Source organism: Promicromonospora sp. NPDC110617, from assembly GCF_055598465.1.
The window spans coordinates 1,221,604-1,239,124 of record NZ_JBVKBM010000001.1; the positions used below are offsets into that span (position 1 = coordinate 1,221,604).

Consider the following 17,521-nt stretch of genomic DNA (forward strand, 5'->3'; position numbering starts at 1 on the left):
CGGGCGTTGACCGCGTGTTGCACATCTGGAGGATGTGGGAACCTTGTGGTGGGAACCTTGACCAGAGCCTGGCCGTTCCACCTGCGTACGGCCCAACCATTCATGACGTGAGGTAACGCAGAAGTGTCCTTCGCCGCAGCACCTCGTCGCCCATCCGGCGGCGCACCCCGAGCCCGACGACGCAGTCCCCTGGGGGTGGCGGTCGTCGCGGTCGCCGTCGTCGTCGCGGCCCTGCTCCTCCTAGCGCAGTTCTGGACCGAGGTCATGTGGTTCGGGCAGCTCGGGTTCTCCCGGGTGATCTGGACCGAGTGGGGGATGCGCGGCGCGCTGTTCGCCGTCGGCTTCCTGGTCATGGCCGGAGCCGTGTTCTGGTCGTTCACCGCGGCCTACCGCTCCCGCCCCGTGTACGCGCCGAGCACCCCCGAGCAGGCCACGCTCGACCAGTACCGCGAGGCGGTCGAGCCGCTCCGCCGGGTCGTGATGATCGCGGCCCCGGTGCTGATCGGCTTCTTCGCGGGCGTCGCGGCGTCGGCGCAGTGGCGCACGGTCCTCCTGGCGTTCAACAGCGAGCCCTTCGGCGAGACGGACCCGCAGTTCGGCATGGACCTCGGGTTCTTCGTCTTCCTGCTCCCCGCGCTGCGGTTCGGCGTCGGGTTCCTCATCTCGGTGGTGGTGATCGCCGGCATCGCCGGGGTGATCACGCACTACCTGTACGGCGGGCTCCGGATCGGCCCGGCTGCCGCCGGCGGCCCCCGCACCACACCCGCGGCGCGCATCCACCTGGCCGTCATCGGCGCGGTGCTGCTGCTGCTGATCGGTGCCAACTACTGGCTGGACCGGTACTCGATCCTGACCAACGCGGGCGACCGGTTCGACGGCGCCTCCTACTCGGACGTGCACGCCGTGATCCCGGCCAAGGGCATCCTCACGGTGGTCGCGATCTTCGTCGCCGCGCTGTTCGTCGTCACCGCGTTCCGTGGCGACTGGCGCCTGCCCGCGATCGGCGTCGGCCTCATGGTCGTGTCCGCCATCGCGATCGGCGGCATCTACCCCGCGGTCGTGCAGCGCTTCCAGGTGAACCCGAACGCGCAGGAGCTGGAGAGCGAGTACATCCAGCGCAACATCGACGCGACCCTGTCGGCCTTCGGCATCGACGACGTCGAGAAGGAACCGTACGACGCCACGACCGAGGCGGAGGAGGGCGCCCTGCGCTCGGACGCGGACACCGCCGCGTCGATCCGCCTGCTGGACCCGCAGATCGTCTCGCCGTCGTTCCGCCAGCTCCAGCAGAACAAGCAGTACTACAACTTCAACGACTCGCTCTCGGTCGACAAGTACGAGATCGACGGCGAGTCCCGCGACACCGTGATCGCGGTGCGCGAGCTGAACCTCGACGGCCTGGGCCAGGACCAGCGCAACTGGGTCAACGACCACACCGTGTACACGCACGGCTACGGCGTCGTCGCCGCGTACGGCAACCAGCCGGGCCCGGACGGGCGCCCGGCCTTCTTCGAGGGCGGCATCCCGTCCCAGGGCGCGATCAGCGACCTCGAGGGCGAGTACGAGCCGCGCATCTACTTCAGCCCGAGCACCACCACGTACTCGATCGTGGGCGCGCCCGAGGGCACCAAGGCGTGGGAGCTCGACTACCAGGCCGACGACGCGGACGACGGCGGCCAGGTCAACACCACGTTCACCGGTGACGCCGGGCCCGACGTCGGCACGTTCGGCAGCAAGCTGCTGTATGCGCTCAAGTTCGGCGAGGAGCAGCTGCTGTTCTCCGACCGCGTCACGAGCGAGTCGCAGATCCTCTACGACCGGGACCCGCAGCAGCGCGTCAGCAAGGTCGCGCCGTGGCTGACGCTCGACAACCGGGTCTACCCGGCGGTCGTGGACGGCCGCGTGAAGTGGATCGTCGACGCGTACACCACGAGCGACGCCGTTCCGTACTCGACCTCGACGCCGCTCGACGAGGCGGTGGCGGACACGCTCACCCAGCAGACCGGCGCCCCCGTCGAGCTGCCGGAGGAGGTCAACTACATCCGGAACTCGGTGAAGGCCACGGTCGACGCCTACGACGGCTCGGTCGACCTGTACGCGTGGGACGCCGACGACCCGATCCTGAAGGCGTGGAGCAACGTCTTCCCGAACGCCGTCAAGCCGATGGACGAGATCTCCGGCGACCTGATGAGCCACCTGCGGTACCCGGAGGACCTGTTCAAGGTGCAGCGCACCCTGCTCAGCCAGTACCACGTGACGGACTCCGCCGAGTTCTTCTCGGGCCAGGACTTCTGGAACAACCCGACCGACCCGACGTCGGAGGCGACCACCGCCCCGCTGCAGCCGCCGTACTACCTGACGCTGCAGATGCCGGGCCAGGACGAGTCCACGTTCTCGCTGACGTCGACCTTCATCCCGGGCGGTAACACCGACCGTGAGGTGCTCACCGGGTTCCTCGCGGTGGACGCCGACGCGGGCAACGAGGCGGGCGCCAAGGCCGAGGACTACGGCAAGCTACGCCTGCTGGAGCTCCCACGGGACACGACTGTCCCCGGACCGGGTCAGGTGCAGAACAACTTCGACTCGAACCCGACGATCTCCGAGCAGCTGAACATCCTGCAGATCGGCGCGTCCACGGTGCGCCGGGGCAACCAGCTCACGCTGCCGGTCGGCGGCGGTCTGCTGTACGTGCAGCCGGTCTACATCCAGTCGACCGGTGGCACGCAGTTCCCGCTGCTGCGCAAGGTGCTCGTCGCCTTCGGTGACGACATCGGGTTCGCCGACACGCTCGACGAGGCGCTGGACCAGGTGTTCGGCGGCGACTCGGGTGCGCAGGCCGGCGACGCCGGTGCGGCGGCCGAGGACGAGGCGCCGACCGCGCCGCCCACGGGCGAGGGCGACACGGGCACCGAGCCGACGCAGGAGCCCAGCCAGGAGCCGAGCGGCGAGTCCACGCCGGACAGCACCGAGGCGCCGTCGTCCGAGCTGGACGCCGCGCTGCAGGACGCCCGCCAGGCCATGGAGGACGCCAACGCCGCCCAGCGCGACGGTGACTGGGCCGCCTACGGCGAGGCGCAGGACCGGCTGCAGAAGGCGCTGGAGGACGCGATCGCGGCGGAGGAGGCCCAGCAGGGCTGACGCACCGACGCACACGGTCAGACCCGCAGGTCACTCAAGGTGACCTGCGGGTCTGACTCATTTATGCGAGGCGGCGGGCAACCACCACCGAGTTGATGACGTCGTCGGTGGGGTGCACCACCTCCAGCACCTCGAACCCCGGCATGGCCCCCAGGTCGACGGGCGGGTACAGCAGGGTGCGGGCGCCCCGCGCGCTGCGTGCGAGCAGCAGCGAGCCGGGCCGCATGGTGTCGGCCATCCTGCGCAGGATGGCCGCCTTGGCCGACGGCGTCTCGCCCACCAGCGCGGCGAGCACCACGACGTCGTGCTCGGCGAGGCCCACGTCGGACGCGTCGGCCCGCTCGAAGCGGACCGCGGTCGCGCCGAGGCGTGCGGCGACCCGGCGCGCCAGCGCCACCGCCGCGGCGTCCCGGTCCAGGCCGACGACGGGGGCGTCGAGCGCGGCGGCGTAGCCCAGGGTGCTCAGGGGGAGCGGTCCGCTCCCGACGACGGCGACCGACGACGGCGTGCCGACGCCCGCGTGGGCGATCAGCCGGGCCTCCAGCGCCATGAGCCGGCGGTAGTTGTCGAGGTAGGGGAACGCGGCCAGCGCGGCCCGGGCGTCGGGCGCGTCGGCGATGTGCTCCGCCCACGTGTGCTCGAGCTCCGTCTCGCCGCGCGCCGAGAGATCGCGGATGGCGTCCTTGCGGCGGTGGACCTCGGGATGCGCCAGGACGTCCCGGGCCTGCCGGTCGGGCGTCGCGAGCACCGCTTGGACCAGGCCGCCGAAGAGAGCGTTGGTGCCGGGATCCGGGCGCAGGTGGGGCAGTGCGGCAAGCTGGTCGGTGAGGTGGACGATCCGGTCGGCGGACAGGGTGGTATCGCTCAGCTCCGTCGTCATGGGGACGATGGTTCCACGGCCGGATCGGTTCGACCGGCTGTGACCTGCGTCTCGACCGGGCGACCCGGTTTGCGCTTCGTCGCTCGGGGTGCGTAAAGTAGGGATCACCGACGCGGGGTGGAGCAGCTCGGTAGCTCGCTGGGCTCATAACCCAGAGGTCGCAGGTTCAAATCCTGCCCCCGCTACACAGGTGGTGTCGCAGGACATCACGAACGGCCGGGCCTACGGAATCGTAGGCCCGGCCGTTTTTGTTCTGGGCTGGTCGGGTGGGCGGCCGGTGGGTTGTGCCGATGTACTCAGTCGTTCCTCGCCCATCGTGGGCAAGGTGGAGCCCCGTGGACGTCGCGTCCACGGGGCTTCCCGGGCGATGTGGTCAGGTACGGGGGCAGACCGTGACGTTCCCCGACGTGAGCGTGTCTCTGCCGACGACGCCGTTCTGGTCCTGCCACTCCACGGTCGTGATCGCCCGCATACGCCGCTGCGAGGAAGAACCGCACGACCATGACGCGGTGCGGTGGACATCCTGGACAGGCTCCCAGGCTTCGGCGGGGTAAGCCTCCGCGACGGTCCACCAGAGACCGTCGCGCAAGTACTCAAGGCGGACCTCGCGGACCTGGACGCTGTAGTCACCGCCGCCGGAGCTGTCGGTCACCCTCGCGTGGGCGTTGAACACGCCGGCGGACGACATCTCCACGTTGGCACAGCGGACGACCTGCTCGCCCACGCAGGTGTGCGCGATCTGCTCTGCCGCTGCCGCCGCCGGGGCAGCGAGCATGGTGGCCCCCAGTGCGACACCGAGTGCCGCCGTGAGATGACGCTTGATCTGTCCGTTCTTTCGCATGGCCGTAGTCAACATCAGCGCACGGACGCAGCTTGCAGGAACCTGCAGACGTGCCGGATGCCCCGAGGCTCAGGCGACGGTGTACCGGCTGGTGATCGCCACGCGGTTGAGAGCGTTCATCACGGTGACGATCCAGGAGACCGCCGCCACCTGCTCGTCCGGGAGCACCGCGGCCGCGGACGCGTAGTCGGCGTCCGCCACGTGCCCGTCGGCGACCAGGGTGATCGACTCGGCGAGGCCGAGCGCCGCCCGGTCGGCGGCGGAGAAGTAGCCCGTCTCCCGCCAGGCGGGCAGCACGGCGATCCGGTCGGGGTTCTCGCCCTTCGTCAGGGCGTCGCGGGTGTGCATCCGCAGGCAGAACGCGCAGCCGTTGATCTGGGAGGTGCGGATCCGCAGCAGCTCGACCAGGAGCGGGTCGAGGCCCGCCGCCAGGGCGTCGTGCTCGGCCTCCGCGGACAGGGTGAGCAGGGCCTTGTACGCGTTCGGGTGCTGCTTCCCCATGTCGACGCGCTGGGTGGTGGTCATGGTTCTCCTCGGGATCGTCGTGCGGCCGGGACCGGCGCGCGCCGCAGCGGCACCGGGGCCGCCAGGGAGACGACGTGGCCCGCCGGGACGTGACAGTCGGAGACGTCACACCCGGACGCGGGTGAGCTTGTCCGGGTTGACGACCCGGCGGTACGCGGTGATCCGCCCGTCCGCGATCTGCACCGTGTCCACGGAGAACACCCGGCCCTCGCGGTGGAACACCAGCGAGAGCTCGCCCCCGACCTCCACGAGGTCGATGCGGTCGGGGCGCAGCTGGCGCCCGACGCGCACCATGACCTCCGCCACCCGCTGCCCGCCGAGGATCGGCTTGCGGGCCGCGTGGACCGTGCCCCCACCGTCGGTGACGTAGACGACGTCGGGGTCCAGCAGCCGCACCAGTCCGTCCAGGTCCCCGCTCTCGTAGGCCCCGCGGAACGCCTCCAGCACCCGCTCCCGCTCCGCCCGCGACACCCGCGACGTGCGGGGCATCACGTCCTTCCCGGCGGCCACGCGACGGCGGGCCCGGGAGGCGAGCTGCCGGGCACCCGGCACCGTCACGTCGAGGATCTCGGCGATCCGCGCGAACTCGAGGTCGAAGACGTCGTGCAGCACGAAGGCGACCCGCTCCGGCGGGCTGAGCTTCTCCATGACCAGGAGCATCGCCGCGGTGACGGACTCGTCGACGAGCACCGGCTCGGCCGCGTCCGGCCCGGTCAGCAGGGGTTCGGGCAGCCACGGCCCCACGTAGGACTCCCTGCGGCGCCGCGCGCTGTTCAGGATGTCGTACGCCCGCCGGGCAGCGACGGTGATCAGCCAGGCCCGGAGGTTGCGCACCTCGTCCAGGTTCGCGGCGACGGCGCGCAGCCAGACGTCCTGGGTGACGTCGTCGGCGTCCGCCACGCTCCCGAGAATTCGGTACGCCGCGCCGAACACCGCGGGCCGGTGCGTGGCCCACTCGGCACGGAGCCGGTCCTGCCCGGGCAGCTCTGTTGCCACGCGGTCGCTCCTCTCCGCCGTGAGCGGTGTCGGGAGCAGCATAGATCGGCCACAGCGCCCGATCAGAAGAGAGAGCCCGGGCCGCTCCTGGACGGAGGTCGGCCCGGATCGAGGCCGATCCGGATCCTCCTTGAGGCCGGGGTTTCTTCGCTTTGAGCCAGCTCAAAGCGAAGAAACCCCGGCCTCAAAGGGGAGCACCGACGGGTCGGGCAGGGAGCGCCGACGGGTCGGGCAGGGAGCGGCGACGGGTCGGGCAGGGAGCGCCGACAGGTCGGGCAAGAAGCGCCGGCGGCCCAGCCAGAGCGCGACGACGGTCAGGCGGAAGCGCCCTCGGCGTCGGCCGTCAGCACCCGGGCCGCGAGCTGGGCCTGGACGCTCAGCTCGGCGGCCTTGAACGCGTGCTCCTGGGTCATCGCGGTCTCGGTGCGCTCGAGGCAGTCGAGGATGAGCCGGCCGAAGTACGGGTAGCCCACGTTCCCCTTGGCGACGAGGTGGTGCTCGCCCTCGCCGTTGGCCAGGAAGACGTGCCCGGGGCCCTCGTCGGTGCCCACGTTCACGTACTTGCGCAGCTCGATGTAGCCCTCGGTGCCGAGGATGAACGTGCGTCCGTCACCCCAGGTGCTCAGGCCGTCGGGGGTGAACCAGTCGACCCGGCAATAGCCCGCCGCGCCGTTGTCCATCACGATGTTGGCCTCGCCGAAGTCGTCCAGCTCCGGGTGCTCCGGGTGGTTGTAGTTGGCGATGGCGGCGTGCGTCACCTGCGCGTCCTTGGCGCCCGCGTAGTGCAGCATCTGCTCGAAGTTGTGGCTGCCGATGTCGCAGAGGATGCCGCCGTACTTCTCCTTCTCGAAGAACCAGTCCGGCCGGCCGGTGCCGAGGCGGTGCGGGCCCAGGCCCATGACCTGCAGCACGCGCCCGATCGAGCCCCGCTCGACGAGCTGGTCGGCCAGGACCGCCGCCTCGACGTGGATGCGCTCCGAGTAGTAGACGGCGTACTTGCGGCCGGTCCGCGCGGTGGCCTCCCGGGCCGCCGCGAGCTGGTCGAGCGTGGTCAGCGGAGCCTTGTCCGTGAAGTAGTCCTTGCCCGCCTCGATGGCGCGCAGGCCCAGGGCACAGCGCTCGGAGGTGACGGCGGCGCCGGCGACCAGCCGCACCTCGTCGTCGTCGAACACCTCGTCCTCGCTGCGCGCGACGCGCACGTCGGGGAACTTCTTCCGGAAGGCCTCCACCTTGGCCGGGTCCGGGTCGTACACCCACTTCACGGTGCCGCCCGCGGCCTGGAGGCCCTCGGCCATGCCGTAGATGTGGCCGTGGTCCAGCCGGACCGCGGCGAAGGGGAAGTCGCCCGCGCCCACCACGGGGTCGGGTACCGGCTCGGGCGCGTAGTTGGCACCGCTGCTCGCGTTCATCAGATCGCCTCCTGGCTGCTGCCGACGGTGATCGCGCCGGGCAGGTCGCCCACCGACGCGGTCTTCTCGAAGAAGTGGGGCGCGCGAGCCACCAGTGTGCCCGTGCGGTAGTACGGGTCGTCGGGCCGCAGCGGCAGGTCCACCGTGCGCCGCTCGATCCCGGCCTGGTAGATCGCGGTCACCAGCTCGACGGCGCGGCGGCCGTCGGCGCCGGTGACGGCGGGCTCGCGGCGCTCGCGGACGGCGGCGAGCGTGTCCCCGATCTGCCCGTTGTGGCCCACGTGCGCCAGGGGCTCCCGGGCCGCCGCCAGGGCCTCGATCTCCGCGACGCGCTCGGGGTTGCCCCCCGACGCGGGGAAGCCGTTGGGCGAGGCGGCCGAGGCCACCACCTTCCACGGCTGCGAGACGCGGGCCTCCCGGCCCTGCACGACGATCGCCTGCTCCTCGCCGTGGTGCACCACCGAGCTCGTCACCTCGGCCAGCGCCCGGTCGTACTGGAGCACGGCGACGGACAGGTCCTCGACCTCCGCGTTCTCGTGCGCGGCGTTGGTCAGCACGGCGGTGACCGCGCGGGGCGCGCCCAGCATCCACTGCGTCAGGTCGAGGTGGTGGATCGCGTGGTTCAGGGTGCAGCCGCCGCCCTCGGACTCCCACGTGCCGCGCCACCACAGGTCGTAGTAGGCCGTGCCGCGCCACCACGCCGAGTTCACCTGGACGTGCGAGACCGGCCCGGCCAGGCCGGAGTCCAGCACCTCCTTGAGCGTGGCCATGTCGTCGCGGAAGCGGTTCTGCGCCACGACCGACAGCACACGACCGTGCTCGGCGGCGGCCGCGATCATCGCGTCGCACTCCTCCAACGAGGGCGCCATCGGCTTCTCGACCAGCACGTCCACGCCGGCCCGCAGGGCCGTGACCGTCAGCTCCGCGTGGGTCGACGGCGGCGTCGTGATGCTCACCAGGTCGAGGTCCTGTTCGGCGGCCAGCAGCTCCTCGATGCTCTCGTAGGCCCGCGCGCCGGGCACCTGGAGCCGCGCGCGCTGCTCCGCGGCCTTGCCCGGGACGATGTCGCAGACGGCGACGACCTCGCACTCCTGCGCGAAGCGGCGGTATCCCTCGGCGTGCGCACCGGCGATACCGCCGGTCCCGACGATGCCGATCTTGAGCATGCTTCCTCCGGTTGGACGACGACGTCACGACGCCGACCAGCGGAACGGTGCGACGTCGCGGATCGCATCATACGTATGATGCAACGGTTCAACATCGTCATGTCCGGTGCGCGGGATGTCAAGGGCCGGTCTGTCGTCAGGGGACGACGGCGGGCGTGAGCGCCCCCGTCGACTCCCGCCACACCACGCGCTGGAGCGGCGCGGTGTGTGCCGGAGGCTCCTCGTGCCGCACCGCCGCGACGAGCCGGCGCATCGCGCGCCGGCCTGCCTCGACGAAGTCCACAGGGATCGTGGTGAGCGAGGGTGTCGTGAACGCGCTGAAGTCGGCGTCGTCCCAGCCGGTGACGACCAGGTCGCCCGGGACGGACCAGCCGCGCTCCGCCGCCCCGCGCAGCACGCCGAGCGCCACGTAGTCGTTGGCCGCGATCACGGCGAGCGGCGGGGCGTCGTCGGGCAGGGCGAGCATGGCCGCGCGGCCCGACTCGGGGGACCAGGCGCTGCCGACGACGCCGAGCGACTCGACGCCGAGGCGTTCGACCTCCGCGAGGTAGACGTCGCGCCGGGAGCGCGCCGAGGCGAAGTGCTCGGGCCCGGCCACGTGCAGGAACCGGCGGTGGCCGGCCGCGGCCAGCGCCGAGATCACCGTGCCCAGCAGGCTCGCGTCGGCGAGCTCGCCGGTGGTGCGGAGCTGCTCGTCCAGGGCCGTCTCGGCCACGACCGGCGCGGCGTCCTCGTCGAGGGTGAGCGCGTCCGGCACCACGGGCAGGAACGTCAGCACGCCCTCGACCTGGCCGCCCCGCGCCAGGTCGACGACGCGCTCGGTGCGGGCCTCGGCCGTCCCGTCGACGCTGTGGGTGTCCACGGCGTAGCCCGCCTCGGCCGCGACCTCCGCGGCGCCGGTGAGCATGCGCAGCCGGTTGTCCACCGTCACGCCCGTGACCACGGCGAGCCGGCCCGAGCGCTGGGTGCGCATCGACCGTGCCGCGAGGTTGGGCCGGTAGCCCATCGACGCCGCGACCGCCAGCACGTGCTCGCGGGTCCGGGGCGCGATGGTGCCCTTGCCGGACAGGGCGTAGCTGACCGTCGACTGCGAGACCCCCGCGGCGCGCGCGACGTCGTGGCTGGTGGGCTGGCGGGCTGACATCGACACAGTGTCCCCTCTCGCCGGGACCGGCCGCATCAGTTCGCCGGCGCCGCCGGTGCCGGGCCGGCGGGCACCGGCTCCTCGAAGACCAGCAGCGTGTGGGTGTTCACGATGCCGTTCATGCCCTGGATCTGGTCCAGGATCAGGTGCCGCAGGTCGGCGTTGTCGCGGGCGCGGACGAGCAGGACGAGGTCGAACTCCCCGCCGACGAGGCCGATGTGCTCGATGCCGCGCAGGGTGCGCAGCTCCTCGCGGACCGAGCGCCACTGCGCCTGGTCCAGGTTCACCGTCACGTAGGCCGACGTGCCCAGCCCGGCCAGGACCGGGTCGATCTCCGCGCGGTAGCCGCGGATCACCCCGGTGGACTCCAGCCGCTGCACACGCACGTACGCGTTGGCCCGCGAGATGTGCAGCGTCTCGGCGAGCGTCCGCATGGACATCCGGCCGTCCCGGCGCAGCTCGTCGATGATGCGCCGGTCGACCTCGTCCAGGCCCGCTGCCACTTGTCTCGCCACCACGCCCTCAGCCCCTTCTGTGCTGGACATTTGGTTCGTGTGACCCGGTCATGACTGGACGGGTTCTCGGATCCTCGCCGTTGATGGAATCCGAATGGAACTTTGACCAGTATATCTACATGGCGATCGACGAAGATCTCATGCTGCCCTCGCGGGAGCCGGTCATGCTCCTCGACCCGGACGGCCGGCCGACGGCCGATGGCCCGGCCGCGCTGCCCGCGGCCGACGACCTCCTCCGCGGCCTCGCGGGCATGGTCACGGCCCGCCGGTTCAACGAGCAGGCCTCGGTCCTCGTGCGGCAGGGGCGCCTCGCGGTCTACCCGTCGTCGTACGGGCAGGAGGCCTGCCAGGTCGCGGCCGCGCAGGTGCTCGGCGACGGGGACTGGCTCTTCCCGACCTACCGCGACACCGCCGCGGCCGTGGCGCGCGGCGTGGACCCCGTCGAGGTGCTCGGCCTGCTCAAGGGCGACTGGCACTCGGGGTACGACCCGTACGAGCGCCGCGTAGCGCCGCTGGCGACCCCGCTCGCCACGCAGCTCCCGCACGCCGTGGGCGTGGCGCACGCGGCGCGGCTGCGCGGGGAGTCCACCGTGGTGCTGGCCATGTGCGGCGACGGCGCCACGAGCGAGGGCGACTTCCACGAGGCGCTGAACTTCGCCGCCGTCTTCCGGGCGCCGGTGGTCTTCTTCGTGCAGAACAACCAGTACGCGATCTCGGTGCCGCTGTCCCGGCAGACCGTCGCGCCGTCGCTGGCCCACAAGGGCGTGGGCTACGGCGTGCCGGGTGAGCAGGTGGACGGCAACGACCTCGCGGCCCTGCTGCACGTCCTGTCCGGGGCGGTCGGCCGCGCCCGGGCCGGGGAGGGGCCCCAGCTCGTCGAGGGCCGCACCTACCGCATGCAGGCCCACACCAACGCCGACGACGCGACCCGCTACCGCAGCGACGACGAGGTCGCCGGCTGGGCGGCCAAGGACCCGATCCGCCGCCTGGACGCCTATCTGCGCGGGGCCGGGCTGCTCGACGACGCGCGCGCCGCGGCCCACGCCGATGCCGCCGAGCGGCTCGCCCGGCACACCCGGGACGGGATCTCCGTGGACGTCGTGCCGGACCCCGAGGACCTGTTCCGCTTCGTCTACTCCACACCGACGCCGCAGCTCGTGGAGCAGCTCGCCCTGGTGAAGGACGAGATCAGCCGTGAAGAGCCGAGCCGTGAGGAGGCCCCCTGATGACCAGCACCACGGTGGAGCGCGAGACGCTCAGCACGGCCCAGGCGATCAACCGGGCGCTGCGCGACGCCCTGGCCGAGGACCCCACGGTGCTCGTGCTGGGCGAGGACGTCGGCCCGCTCGGCGGCGTCTTCCGGGTGACCGACGGGCTCACCGCCGAGTTCGGCGAGGACCGCTGCTTCGACACCCCGCTCGCCGAGGCCGGCATCGCGGGCTTCGCCGTCGGCCTCGCGATGAACGGCATGCGGCCCGTGATCGAGATGCAGTTCGACGCCTTCGCCTACCCCGCGTTCGAGCAGGTGGTCAGCCACATCGCGAAGATGCGGAACCGGACGCGCGGCCGCGTCGAGCTGCCCCTGGTCATCCGGGTCCCGTACGCCGGCGGCGTGGGCGGTGTCGAGCACCACAGCGACTCGTCGGAGGCCTACTACGCGCACACGCCCGGCCTGCACGTCGTCGCGCCGTCGAACCCCGCGGACGCCTACCGGCTCCTGCGCGAGGCGATCGCCTCGCCCGACCCCGTGGTCTTCCTCGAACCGAAGAAGCTGTACTGGGCCAAGGGCGAGGTCTCGTTCGAGACCGGCGGTGGGCCGGGCATCGGCACGGCCGTCGTCCGCCGTCCGGGTACCGACGCCACGCTGATCGCCTACGGCCCGTCCGTGCCGGTCGCGCTGGAGGCCGCCGAGGCGGCCGCGCGCGACGGCCGCAGCCTCCAGGTCGTCGACGTGCGCTCGATCGTCCCGTTCGACGACGCCGGGGTCTGCGCGGCCGTGGAGTCGACCGGCCGCGCTGTCGTGATCGCCGAGGCGGCCGGGTTCGCGAGCGTCGCCTCCGAGATCGCGGCCCGGGTGAGCGAGCGGTGCTTCCACTCGCTGGCGGCGCCGGTCCGGCGTGTCACGGGCTTCGACATCCCGTACCCGCCGCCGAAGCTCGAGCACCTCCAGCTCCCGTCCGTCGACCGGATCCTCGACGCCGTCGACGACCTGCAGTGGGAGGACGCATGACCAGCACCACGACCGAGCAGACGTTCCTGCTGCCCGACCTCGGCGAGGGTCTCACCGAGGCCGAGGTGGTGCAGTGGCTGGTCGCGCCGGGCGACGTCGTGGCCATGGACCAGCCGGTGGTGGAGGTCGAGACCGCCAAGTCCGTGGTCGAGGTGCCGTGCCCGTACGCCGGCCGGGTGGGCGTGCTGCACGCTGCCGAGGGGGAGTGCGTCGAGGTGGGCCGGCCGCTCATCACGATCACGGCCGATGCCCCCGAGGCCGAACCGGACCCGGAGCCTGACCCGCAGCCCGATCCCGCCGCCGAGGCCTATCGCACCGAGGAGCAGGCCGGCTCCGGCAACGTGCTGGTCGGGTACGGCACGTCCGCGCACCCCGGCACGGGGCGGCGGCGCAGGCCGCGCGGGACGCGGCCCGCTGCGCTCGCCGTGCCTGCCGCTGTCGCGGCCCCGGACGACGACGGCGTCCCGCACCCCGAACCTGCGCACGACAGCAGCCCCGTCCGCGTGATCTCCCCGATCGTCCGGCGGCTGGCCCGCGAGGCCGGCCTGGACCTGGCCGCCATCCCGCCGACGGGCGCGGGCGGGACCGTCACCCGGTCGGACGTGCGCGCGGCGGCCGAGCGGGCACGGGCCACCTCGGCGCCGAGCCCCGCCGCCGCTCCCGCCGTCGTACCGCCGGCCCCCGGCGAGCACCACATCCCGCTCAGCGGCTTCCGGCGGTCGGCGTCCCGGGTGCTCTCGCGCAGCCGCGCGGAGATCCCGGAGGCGACCGTCTGGGTCGACGTCGACGCCACCGCGCTCTGGGAGCTGCGCGAGGCCACCCGCACCCCGGACGACCCCGGGCCCGGGCTGCTGGCCCACATCGCCCGGTTCGTCGTCGCCGGCCTGGCCGCCTACCCGGTGCTCAACGCGCGGTTCGACGCCGAGCGCGACGAGATCGTCGTGTGCGACACGGTCAACCTCGGCATCGCCGTCCAGGGCGAGGCCGGGCTCGTCGCGCCGGCCGTGCTCGGTGCCGGCGCGATGACCACGCGCGAGCTCGACGCCGCCCTCCGCGACCTCACCGCGCGCGCCCGGGTCGGGAAGGCCACGCCCGAGGAGCTCACCGCCGGCACGTTCACGCTGAACAACTACGGCAGCCTCGGGGTCGACGGCAGCGCAGCGATCATCAACCACCCACAGGTCGCGATCCTGGGCTTCGGCCGGATCATCGACCGGCCCTGGGTGGTCGACGGTCAGATCGTGCCGCGCAAGATCACCCAGATGTCCTTCGTCTTCGACCACCGGGTCTGCGACGGCGGCACGGCGGCGGGCTTCATGCGCACCGTCGCGGACGCCATCGAGAACCCGCTCCCGGCAATAGTCCGCCTGTGACCTCGTCCTGATCAGGTACCCGTGAACTTCGGCCTGCGCTTCTCCTGGAAGGCGGCGAAGCCCTCCCGGTAGTCGTCGGTGAGGCTGAGGTTGCCCTGCGCCTCGCTCTCGTGGGCCACGGAGGCCCAGAACGCGACCCGTTCGTCGCGCAGCTCGGCGACCAGGCGCTTGGAGGCGAGGAACGCGCTGGTCGCCCCCTGCGCCACACGTTCGACCCGGGACCGGGTGAAGGAGAGCAGCTCCGGCCCCGGTACCGCCCGCGAGAACAGCCCGGCGGCGACCGCCTCGGCCCCGCTCATGAGCTCACCCGTGTAGACCAGGTCGAGCGTGCGGTGCGCGCCCAGGCGCTCGACGAAGAGCGCGTGCCCACCCGAGTCGAGCGTCGCCCCGAGGTTCGCGAACGGCGAGCCGACCTTCGCGTCGTCGGCGACGTAGACGACGTCGGTGGCGATGAGCAGGCCGAGGCCCACGCCCAGGCAGGCGCCATGGGCCGCGGCGAACGTCGGCGCCGGGAACGCGGCCATGCGCCACAGTAGCGGGGTCACCCGGTTGCGGAGGTACCCCACCGCGTCGTCGGTGGCCGGGTCGACCCCCGAGATGTCCCGGCCGGCGCAGAACGCCCGGCCCTCGCCCCGCAGCAGCAGCGCGCGCACGCCCGCGGCCTCCGCCTGCCGGTAGGCGTCGTCCAGCTCGGCCAGGCCGGTCTCGTCCAGGGCGTTCAGGCGGCCGGGCGCGTCGAGCACCACCTCGGCGATGTCGTCGTCGATCGTGAGCGTGATCATGAGTCGTAGTCCACGAAGATCTCCTCGCTGGTGGGGATCGCCTGGCAGGTCAGGACGTAGCCGCGCGCCAGCTCCTCGGGCTCCAGCGCGTAGTTCTCCGCCATCTCCACCGTGCCCGAGACCAGTTTTGCCCGGCACGTGCCGCACACGCCACCCGCGCAGGCGAACGGCACGTCGCCGCGCACCCGGAGGGCGGCGTTCAGCACGCTCTCGCGCGCCCCGGCCGGGCTGGTCACGGTCGACGTCGCGGCGTCGAGCCGGAACGAGATCGCGTGCGACTCGCCGTCCGAGGCGCCGGATGCCGGCGGGGCCCCGCGCGGCGCCGTCGGACGCTCGGGCCGGCCGGTGGTGAACAGCTCGTGCCGCACCCGCTCCGGCGGCACGCCCAGCTCCTCCAGCACGGCCTGGCAGGTCTGCACCATCTCGAACGGCCCGCACAGGAACCACTCGTCCACGTCGTCCGGCCCGATCAGGGCGGTCACGATACGACGCAGCCGGTCGGCGTCGAGCCGGCCCGACAGCAGCTCGGCGCCCCGGCGCTCGCGGGTCAGCACGTGGTGCAGGGCCAGGCGGGCGGGGTAGCGGTCCTTGAGGTCCGCGAGCTCGTCCACGAACATCGTGTCCGTCGTGGTCCGGTTGGAGTAGACCAGGTCGAACGTGCTGTCGGCCGCCGCGGCGAGCGTGTGCTCCACGAGCGACATCATCGGCGTGATGCCGCTGCCCGCCGCGACCCCGACCACCCGCCCGCCCTGGCCGGGCGGGCGGTGCGAGACGAACAGGCCCTCGGGGCTCATCACGTCGAGCGTCATCCCCGGGGCGAGGTGGTCGATGGCCCAGGGCGAGAACAGCCCGCCCATGTCGCGCTTGATGCCCACCTTCAGCAGGCCGGGCACGGGCGCCTGGCAGATCGAGTAGGTGCGGCGCACCTCCTCGCCGTCGACCCGCGCGCGCAGCGCGACGTACTGGCCGGGCGCGTAGGAGTAGGCGTCGGCGAGGTCGTCCGGCACGTCGAACGTCACCTCGACGGCGTCCGCCGTCAGGGTGCGGACGGCCGCGACCGTGAGCGGGTGGAAGCGGGCACGACGGCGCGTGCCGGGCGCGGCCGGGACACCGCCGTCGACGACCGGCATCAGTGCTCCTTGAAGTGGTCGAAGGGCTCCCGGCAGCGCTGGCAGACGTACAGCGCCTTGCACGACGTCGAACCGAACCGCGCGAGCTCGCGCGTGTGCAGCGAGCCGCACCGGGGGCACCGCACGCCCAGGCCCAGCGCGACGACGCCGCCGGCCCGGCGGCCGGGCGGGGCGATCCCGTGCTCCAGGAGCTTGCGGCGGCCGGCGTCGCTCATCCAGTCGGTCGTCCACGCGGGGGAGAGCACCACGTCCACGCGCGCCCCGGGGAAGCCGTGCTCGCCGAGCACGGCGACGATGTCGGCACGGATCGCGTCCACGGCGGGGCAGCCCGAGTAGGTGGGCGTGATGTCCACGACGGGCGACCCGTCCACGATCCGCACGCCGCGCAGCACGCCCAGGTCCTCGATGGTCAGGACCGGAACCTCGGGGTCGGTGACGGCCGCCGCCGCGTCCCACACGGCGCGCTCCGGCTCCGTCCCCGGGCGGGGGCGGGCGACCCGCTCGCGCTCGACCGCACTGTCGACGGCGCTCATCACCACACCGCCCCCGGGTGCCGCCGGGCCAGCACCTGCATCTCCGCGAGCAGCGGGCCCAGCGCCTCGGAGTGCACCCCGGTCCGGCCGCCGCCGCGGACGGCCGCGACCGTCGGGACCGGCAGCTCCGCCCGGTCGAGCACCGGCAGCAGCAGCGCGTCGAACGGCTCGCGCAGGCCGGCGGGCGGCACCGCGGCGTCCGGGACGGCGTCGGCGGCGGGGTCGTCGGCGAACAGCTCGTCCACGAACGGCCAGGTCGCCTCCAGCCCGGCGGTCATCCGCCGCCGCGACTCGTCGGTGCCGAGCGCCAGGCGCACGGTCCAGAGCGTGGCGTGGTCCAGGTGGTAGTCGACCTCCTTGACCGCCTTGGCGGCGATGGCCGCCAGCGTGGGGTCTGCGCTGCCGGCCAGACCGCGGTAGAGCACGGTGAAGTAGGCCGAGACGACGAGCTGCCGGGCGATCGTGCAGGCGAAGTCACCGTTGGGCCGCTCGAAGATCTGCCGGCACCGGAAGTCCGCCTCGTCCCGGAAGTACGCGAGGTCGTCCTCGGTCTGGTCCCAGGCGGAACCCGCGTAGGTCAGCAGGCCGCGCGCGTGCCCCAGGGTGTCGAGCGCGATGTTGCCGAGCGCGACGTCCTCCTCCAGCTCGGGCGCCGCCGCGATCCACGAGCCCAGCCGCTGCGCGAGGACCAGGGCGTCGTCGCCCAGGCCGAGCGCGTACCGCGCGACGTCGTCGGCGGCCCGGACGGGACTGTCCTGCGGGGCGACCCGGGCGGCGATCGCCTCGGGCGTGAGCACCGCGGACGAGGACTGGTGCTGGTTCTGCATGGGCTCTCCATCGAGCGTCGGGCCGTCCGGCC

At 72.8% G+C, this 17,521-nt stretch carries 16 protein-coding genes and 1 tRNA gene; 5 read left to right on the forward strand and 12 right to left on the reverse strand.

Annotation, left to right across the window (positions count from 1 at the left end; genetic code table 11):
• Nucleotides 1-123 precede the first annotated feature (123 nt).
• Nucleotides 124-3,138 (forward strand): UPF0182 family membrane protein, encoded by a 3,015-nt coding sequence (locus tag ACZ7LE_RS05240; protein ID WP_470402260.1) that lies wholly within the window; start codon nucleotides 124-126, stop codon nucleotides 3,136-3,138.
• Nucleotides 3,139-3,199: 61 nt separating this feature from the next.
• On the opposite strand, the gene ACZ7LE_RS05245 is transcribed toward ACZ7LE_RS05240, so the two are convergent.
• A complete protein-coding gene (locus tag ACZ7LE_RS05245) occupies nucleotides 3,200-4,018 on the reverse strand; it encodes a nicotianamine synthase family protein (protein WP_470402261.1) in 819 nt (272 codons plus the stop codon).
• Between the two features lie 111 nt (nucleotides 4,019-4,129).
• On the opposite strand from ACZ7LE_RS05245, the gene ACZ7LE_RS05250 reads away from it, so the two are divergent.
• Nucleotides 4,130-4,203: transfer RNA gene (locus tag ACZ7LE_RS05250), tRNA-Met, on the forward strand.
• Nucleotides 4,204-4,391: 188 nt separating this feature from the next.
• Here the strand turns inward: ACZ7LE_RS05250 and ACZ7LE_RS05255 are convergent.
• The 7 genes from ACZ7LE_RS05255 to ACZ7LE_RS05285 all read right to left on the reverse strand — a co-directional run bounded on the left by ACZ7LE_RS05255 (nucleotide 4,392) and on the right by ACZ7LE_RS05285 (nucleotide 10,614).
• The gene (locus ACZ7LE_RS05255; protein WP_470402262.1) at nucleotides 4,392-4,859 is read right to left on the reverse strand and encodes a hypothetical protein; all 468 of its coding nucleotides are present in this window, start codon (nucleotides 4,857-4,859) and stop codon (nucleotides 4,392-4,394) included.
• A 69-nt stretch (nucleotides 4,860-4,928) separates the two neighbouring features.
• Nucleotides 4,929-5,384 carry a carboxymuconolactone decarboxylase family protein gene (locus tag ACZ7LE_RS05260; protein ID WP_470402263.1) on the reverse strand — a complete coding sequence of 152 codons (456 nt, stop codon included), beginning with the start codon at nucleotides 5,382-5,384 and terminating at the stop codon, nucleotides 4,929-4,931.
• 105 nt (nucleotides 5,385-5,489) lie between these two features.
• Complete coding sequence (gene sigJ / locus ACZ7LE_RS05265) at nucleotides 5,490-6,380, reverse strand: RNA polymerase sigma factor SigJ (RefSeq protein WP_470402264.1); 891 nt, start codon at nucleotides 6,378-6,380, stop codon at nucleotides 5,490-5,492.
• Between the two features lie 314 nt (nucleotides 6,381-6,694).
• Nucleotides 6,695-7,789, reverse strand: coding sequence for a Gfo/Idh/MocA family protein (locus ACZ7LE_RS05270; RefSeq protein WP_470402265.1), 1,095 nt, complete (start codon nucleotides 7,787-7,789; stop codon nucleotides 6,695-6,697).
• On the reverse strand, nucleotides 7,789-8,955 hold the full coding sequence (locus tag ACZ7LE_RS05275; RefSeq protein ID WP_470402266.1) for a Gfo/Idh/MocA family protein: 1,167 nt from the start codon (nucleotides 8,953-8,955) through the stop codon (nucleotides 7,789-7,791). The genes ACZ7LE_RS05270 and ACZ7LE_RS05275 overlap by 1 nt, the downstream gene beginning before the upstream one ends.
• Before the next feature lie 136 nt (nucleotides 8,956-9,091).
• The gene (locus ACZ7LE_RS05280) at nucleotides 9,092-10,099 is read right to left on the reverse strand and encodes a LacI family DNA-binding transcriptional regulator (protein ID WP_470402267.1); all 1,008 of its coding nucleotides are present in this window, start codon (nucleotides 10,097-10,099) and stop codon (nucleotides 9,092-9,094) included.
• Between the two features lie 35 nt (nucleotides 10,100-10,134).
• Nucleotides 10,135-10,614 carry an Lrp/AsnC family transcriptional regulator gene (locus tag ACZ7LE_RS05285; RefSeq protein WP_470402268.1) on the reverse strand — a complete coding sequence of 160 codons (480 nt, stop codon included), beginning with the start codon at nucleotides 10,612-10,614 and terminating at the stop codon, nucleotides 10,135-10,137.
• 119 nt (nucleotides 10,615-10,733) lie between these two features.
• Between ACZ7LE_RS05285 and ACZ7LE_RS05290 the strand changes: the two genes are divergently transcribed.
• The 3 genes from ACZ7LE_RS05290 to ACZ7LE_RS05300 are packed head-to-tail and all read left to right on the forward strand — an operon-like array spanning nucleotide 10,734 to nucleotide 14,217.
• Nucleotides 10,734-11,840 (forward strand): thiamine pyrophosphate-dependent dehydrogenase E1 component subunit alpha, encoded by a 1,107-nt coding sequence (locus tag ACZ7LE_RS05290; protein ID WP_470402269.1) that lies wholly within the window; start codon nucleotides 10,734-10,736, stop codon nucleotides 11,838-11,840.
• Nucleotides 11,840-12,844: an alpha-ketoacid dehydrogenase subunit beta gene (locus tag ACZ7LE_RS05295; protein ID WP_470402270.1), complete on the forward strand. Its 1,005-nt coding sequence runs from the start codon at nucleotides 11,840-11,842 to the stop codon at nucleotides 12,842-12,844. The genes ACZ7LE_RS05290 and ACZ7LE_RS05295 overlap by 1 nt, the downstream gene beginning before the upstream one ends.
• Nucleotides 12,841-14,217 carry a dihydrolipoamide acetyltransferase family protein gene (locus ACZ7LE_RS05300; protein WP_470402271.1) on the forward strand — a complete coding sequence of 459 codons (1,377 nt, stop codon included), beginning with the start codon at nucleotides 12,841-12,843 and terminating at the stop codon, nucleotides 14,215-14,217. The genes ACZ7LE_RS05295 and ACZ7LE_RS05300 overlap by 4 nt, the downstream gene beginning before the upstream one ends.
• A gap of 11 nt (nucleotides 14,218-14,228) precedes the next feature.
• Here ACZ7LE_RS05300 and ACZ7LE_RS05305 read toward each other — a convergent pair whose 3' ends face one another.
• Genes ACZ7LE_RS05305 through paaC form a run of 4 tightly spaced genes read right to left on the reverse strand, consistent with a single transcriptional unit; the run spans nucleotide 14,229 to nucleotide 17,489 of the window.
• Nucleotides 14,229-14,999 carry an enoyl-CoA hydratase/isomerase family protein gene (locus tag ACZ7LE_RS05305; RefSeq protein ID WP_470402272.1) on the reverse strand — a complete coding sequence of 257 codons (771 nt, stop codon included), beginning with the start codon at nucleotides 14,997-14,999 and terminating at the stop codon, nucleotides 14,229-14,231.
• Nucleotides 14,996-16,129 carry a 1,2-phenylacetyl-CoA epoxidase subunit PaaE gene (gene paaE, locus ACZ7LE_RS05310; protein ID WP_470402273.1) on the reverse strand — a complete coding sequence of 378 codons (1,134 nt, stop codon included), beginning with the start codon at nucleotides 16,127-16,129 and terminating at the stop codon, nucleotides 14,996-14,998. Before paaE ends, ACZ7LE_RS05305 begins: the two co-directional genes overlap by 4 nt.
• On the reverse strand, nucleotides 16,129-16,662 hold the full coding sequence (paaD, locus tag ACZ7LE_RS05315) for a 1,2-phenylacetyl-CoA epoxidase subunit PaaD (protein ID WP_470402274.1): 534 nt from the start codon (nucleotides 16,660-16,662) through the stop codon (nucleotides 16,129-16,131). Before paaD ends, paaE begins: the two co-directional genes overlap by 1 nt.
• A complete protein-coding gene (paaC, locus tag ACZ7LE_RS05320) occupies nucleotides 16,662-17,489 on the reverse strand; it encodes a 1,2-phenylacetyl-CoA epoxidase subunit PaaC (RefSeq protein ID WP_470402275.1) in 828 nt (275 codons plus the stop codon). Before paaC ends, paaD begins: the two co-directional genes overlap by 1 nt.
• Nucleotides 17,490-17,521: the final 32 nt, after the last annotated feature.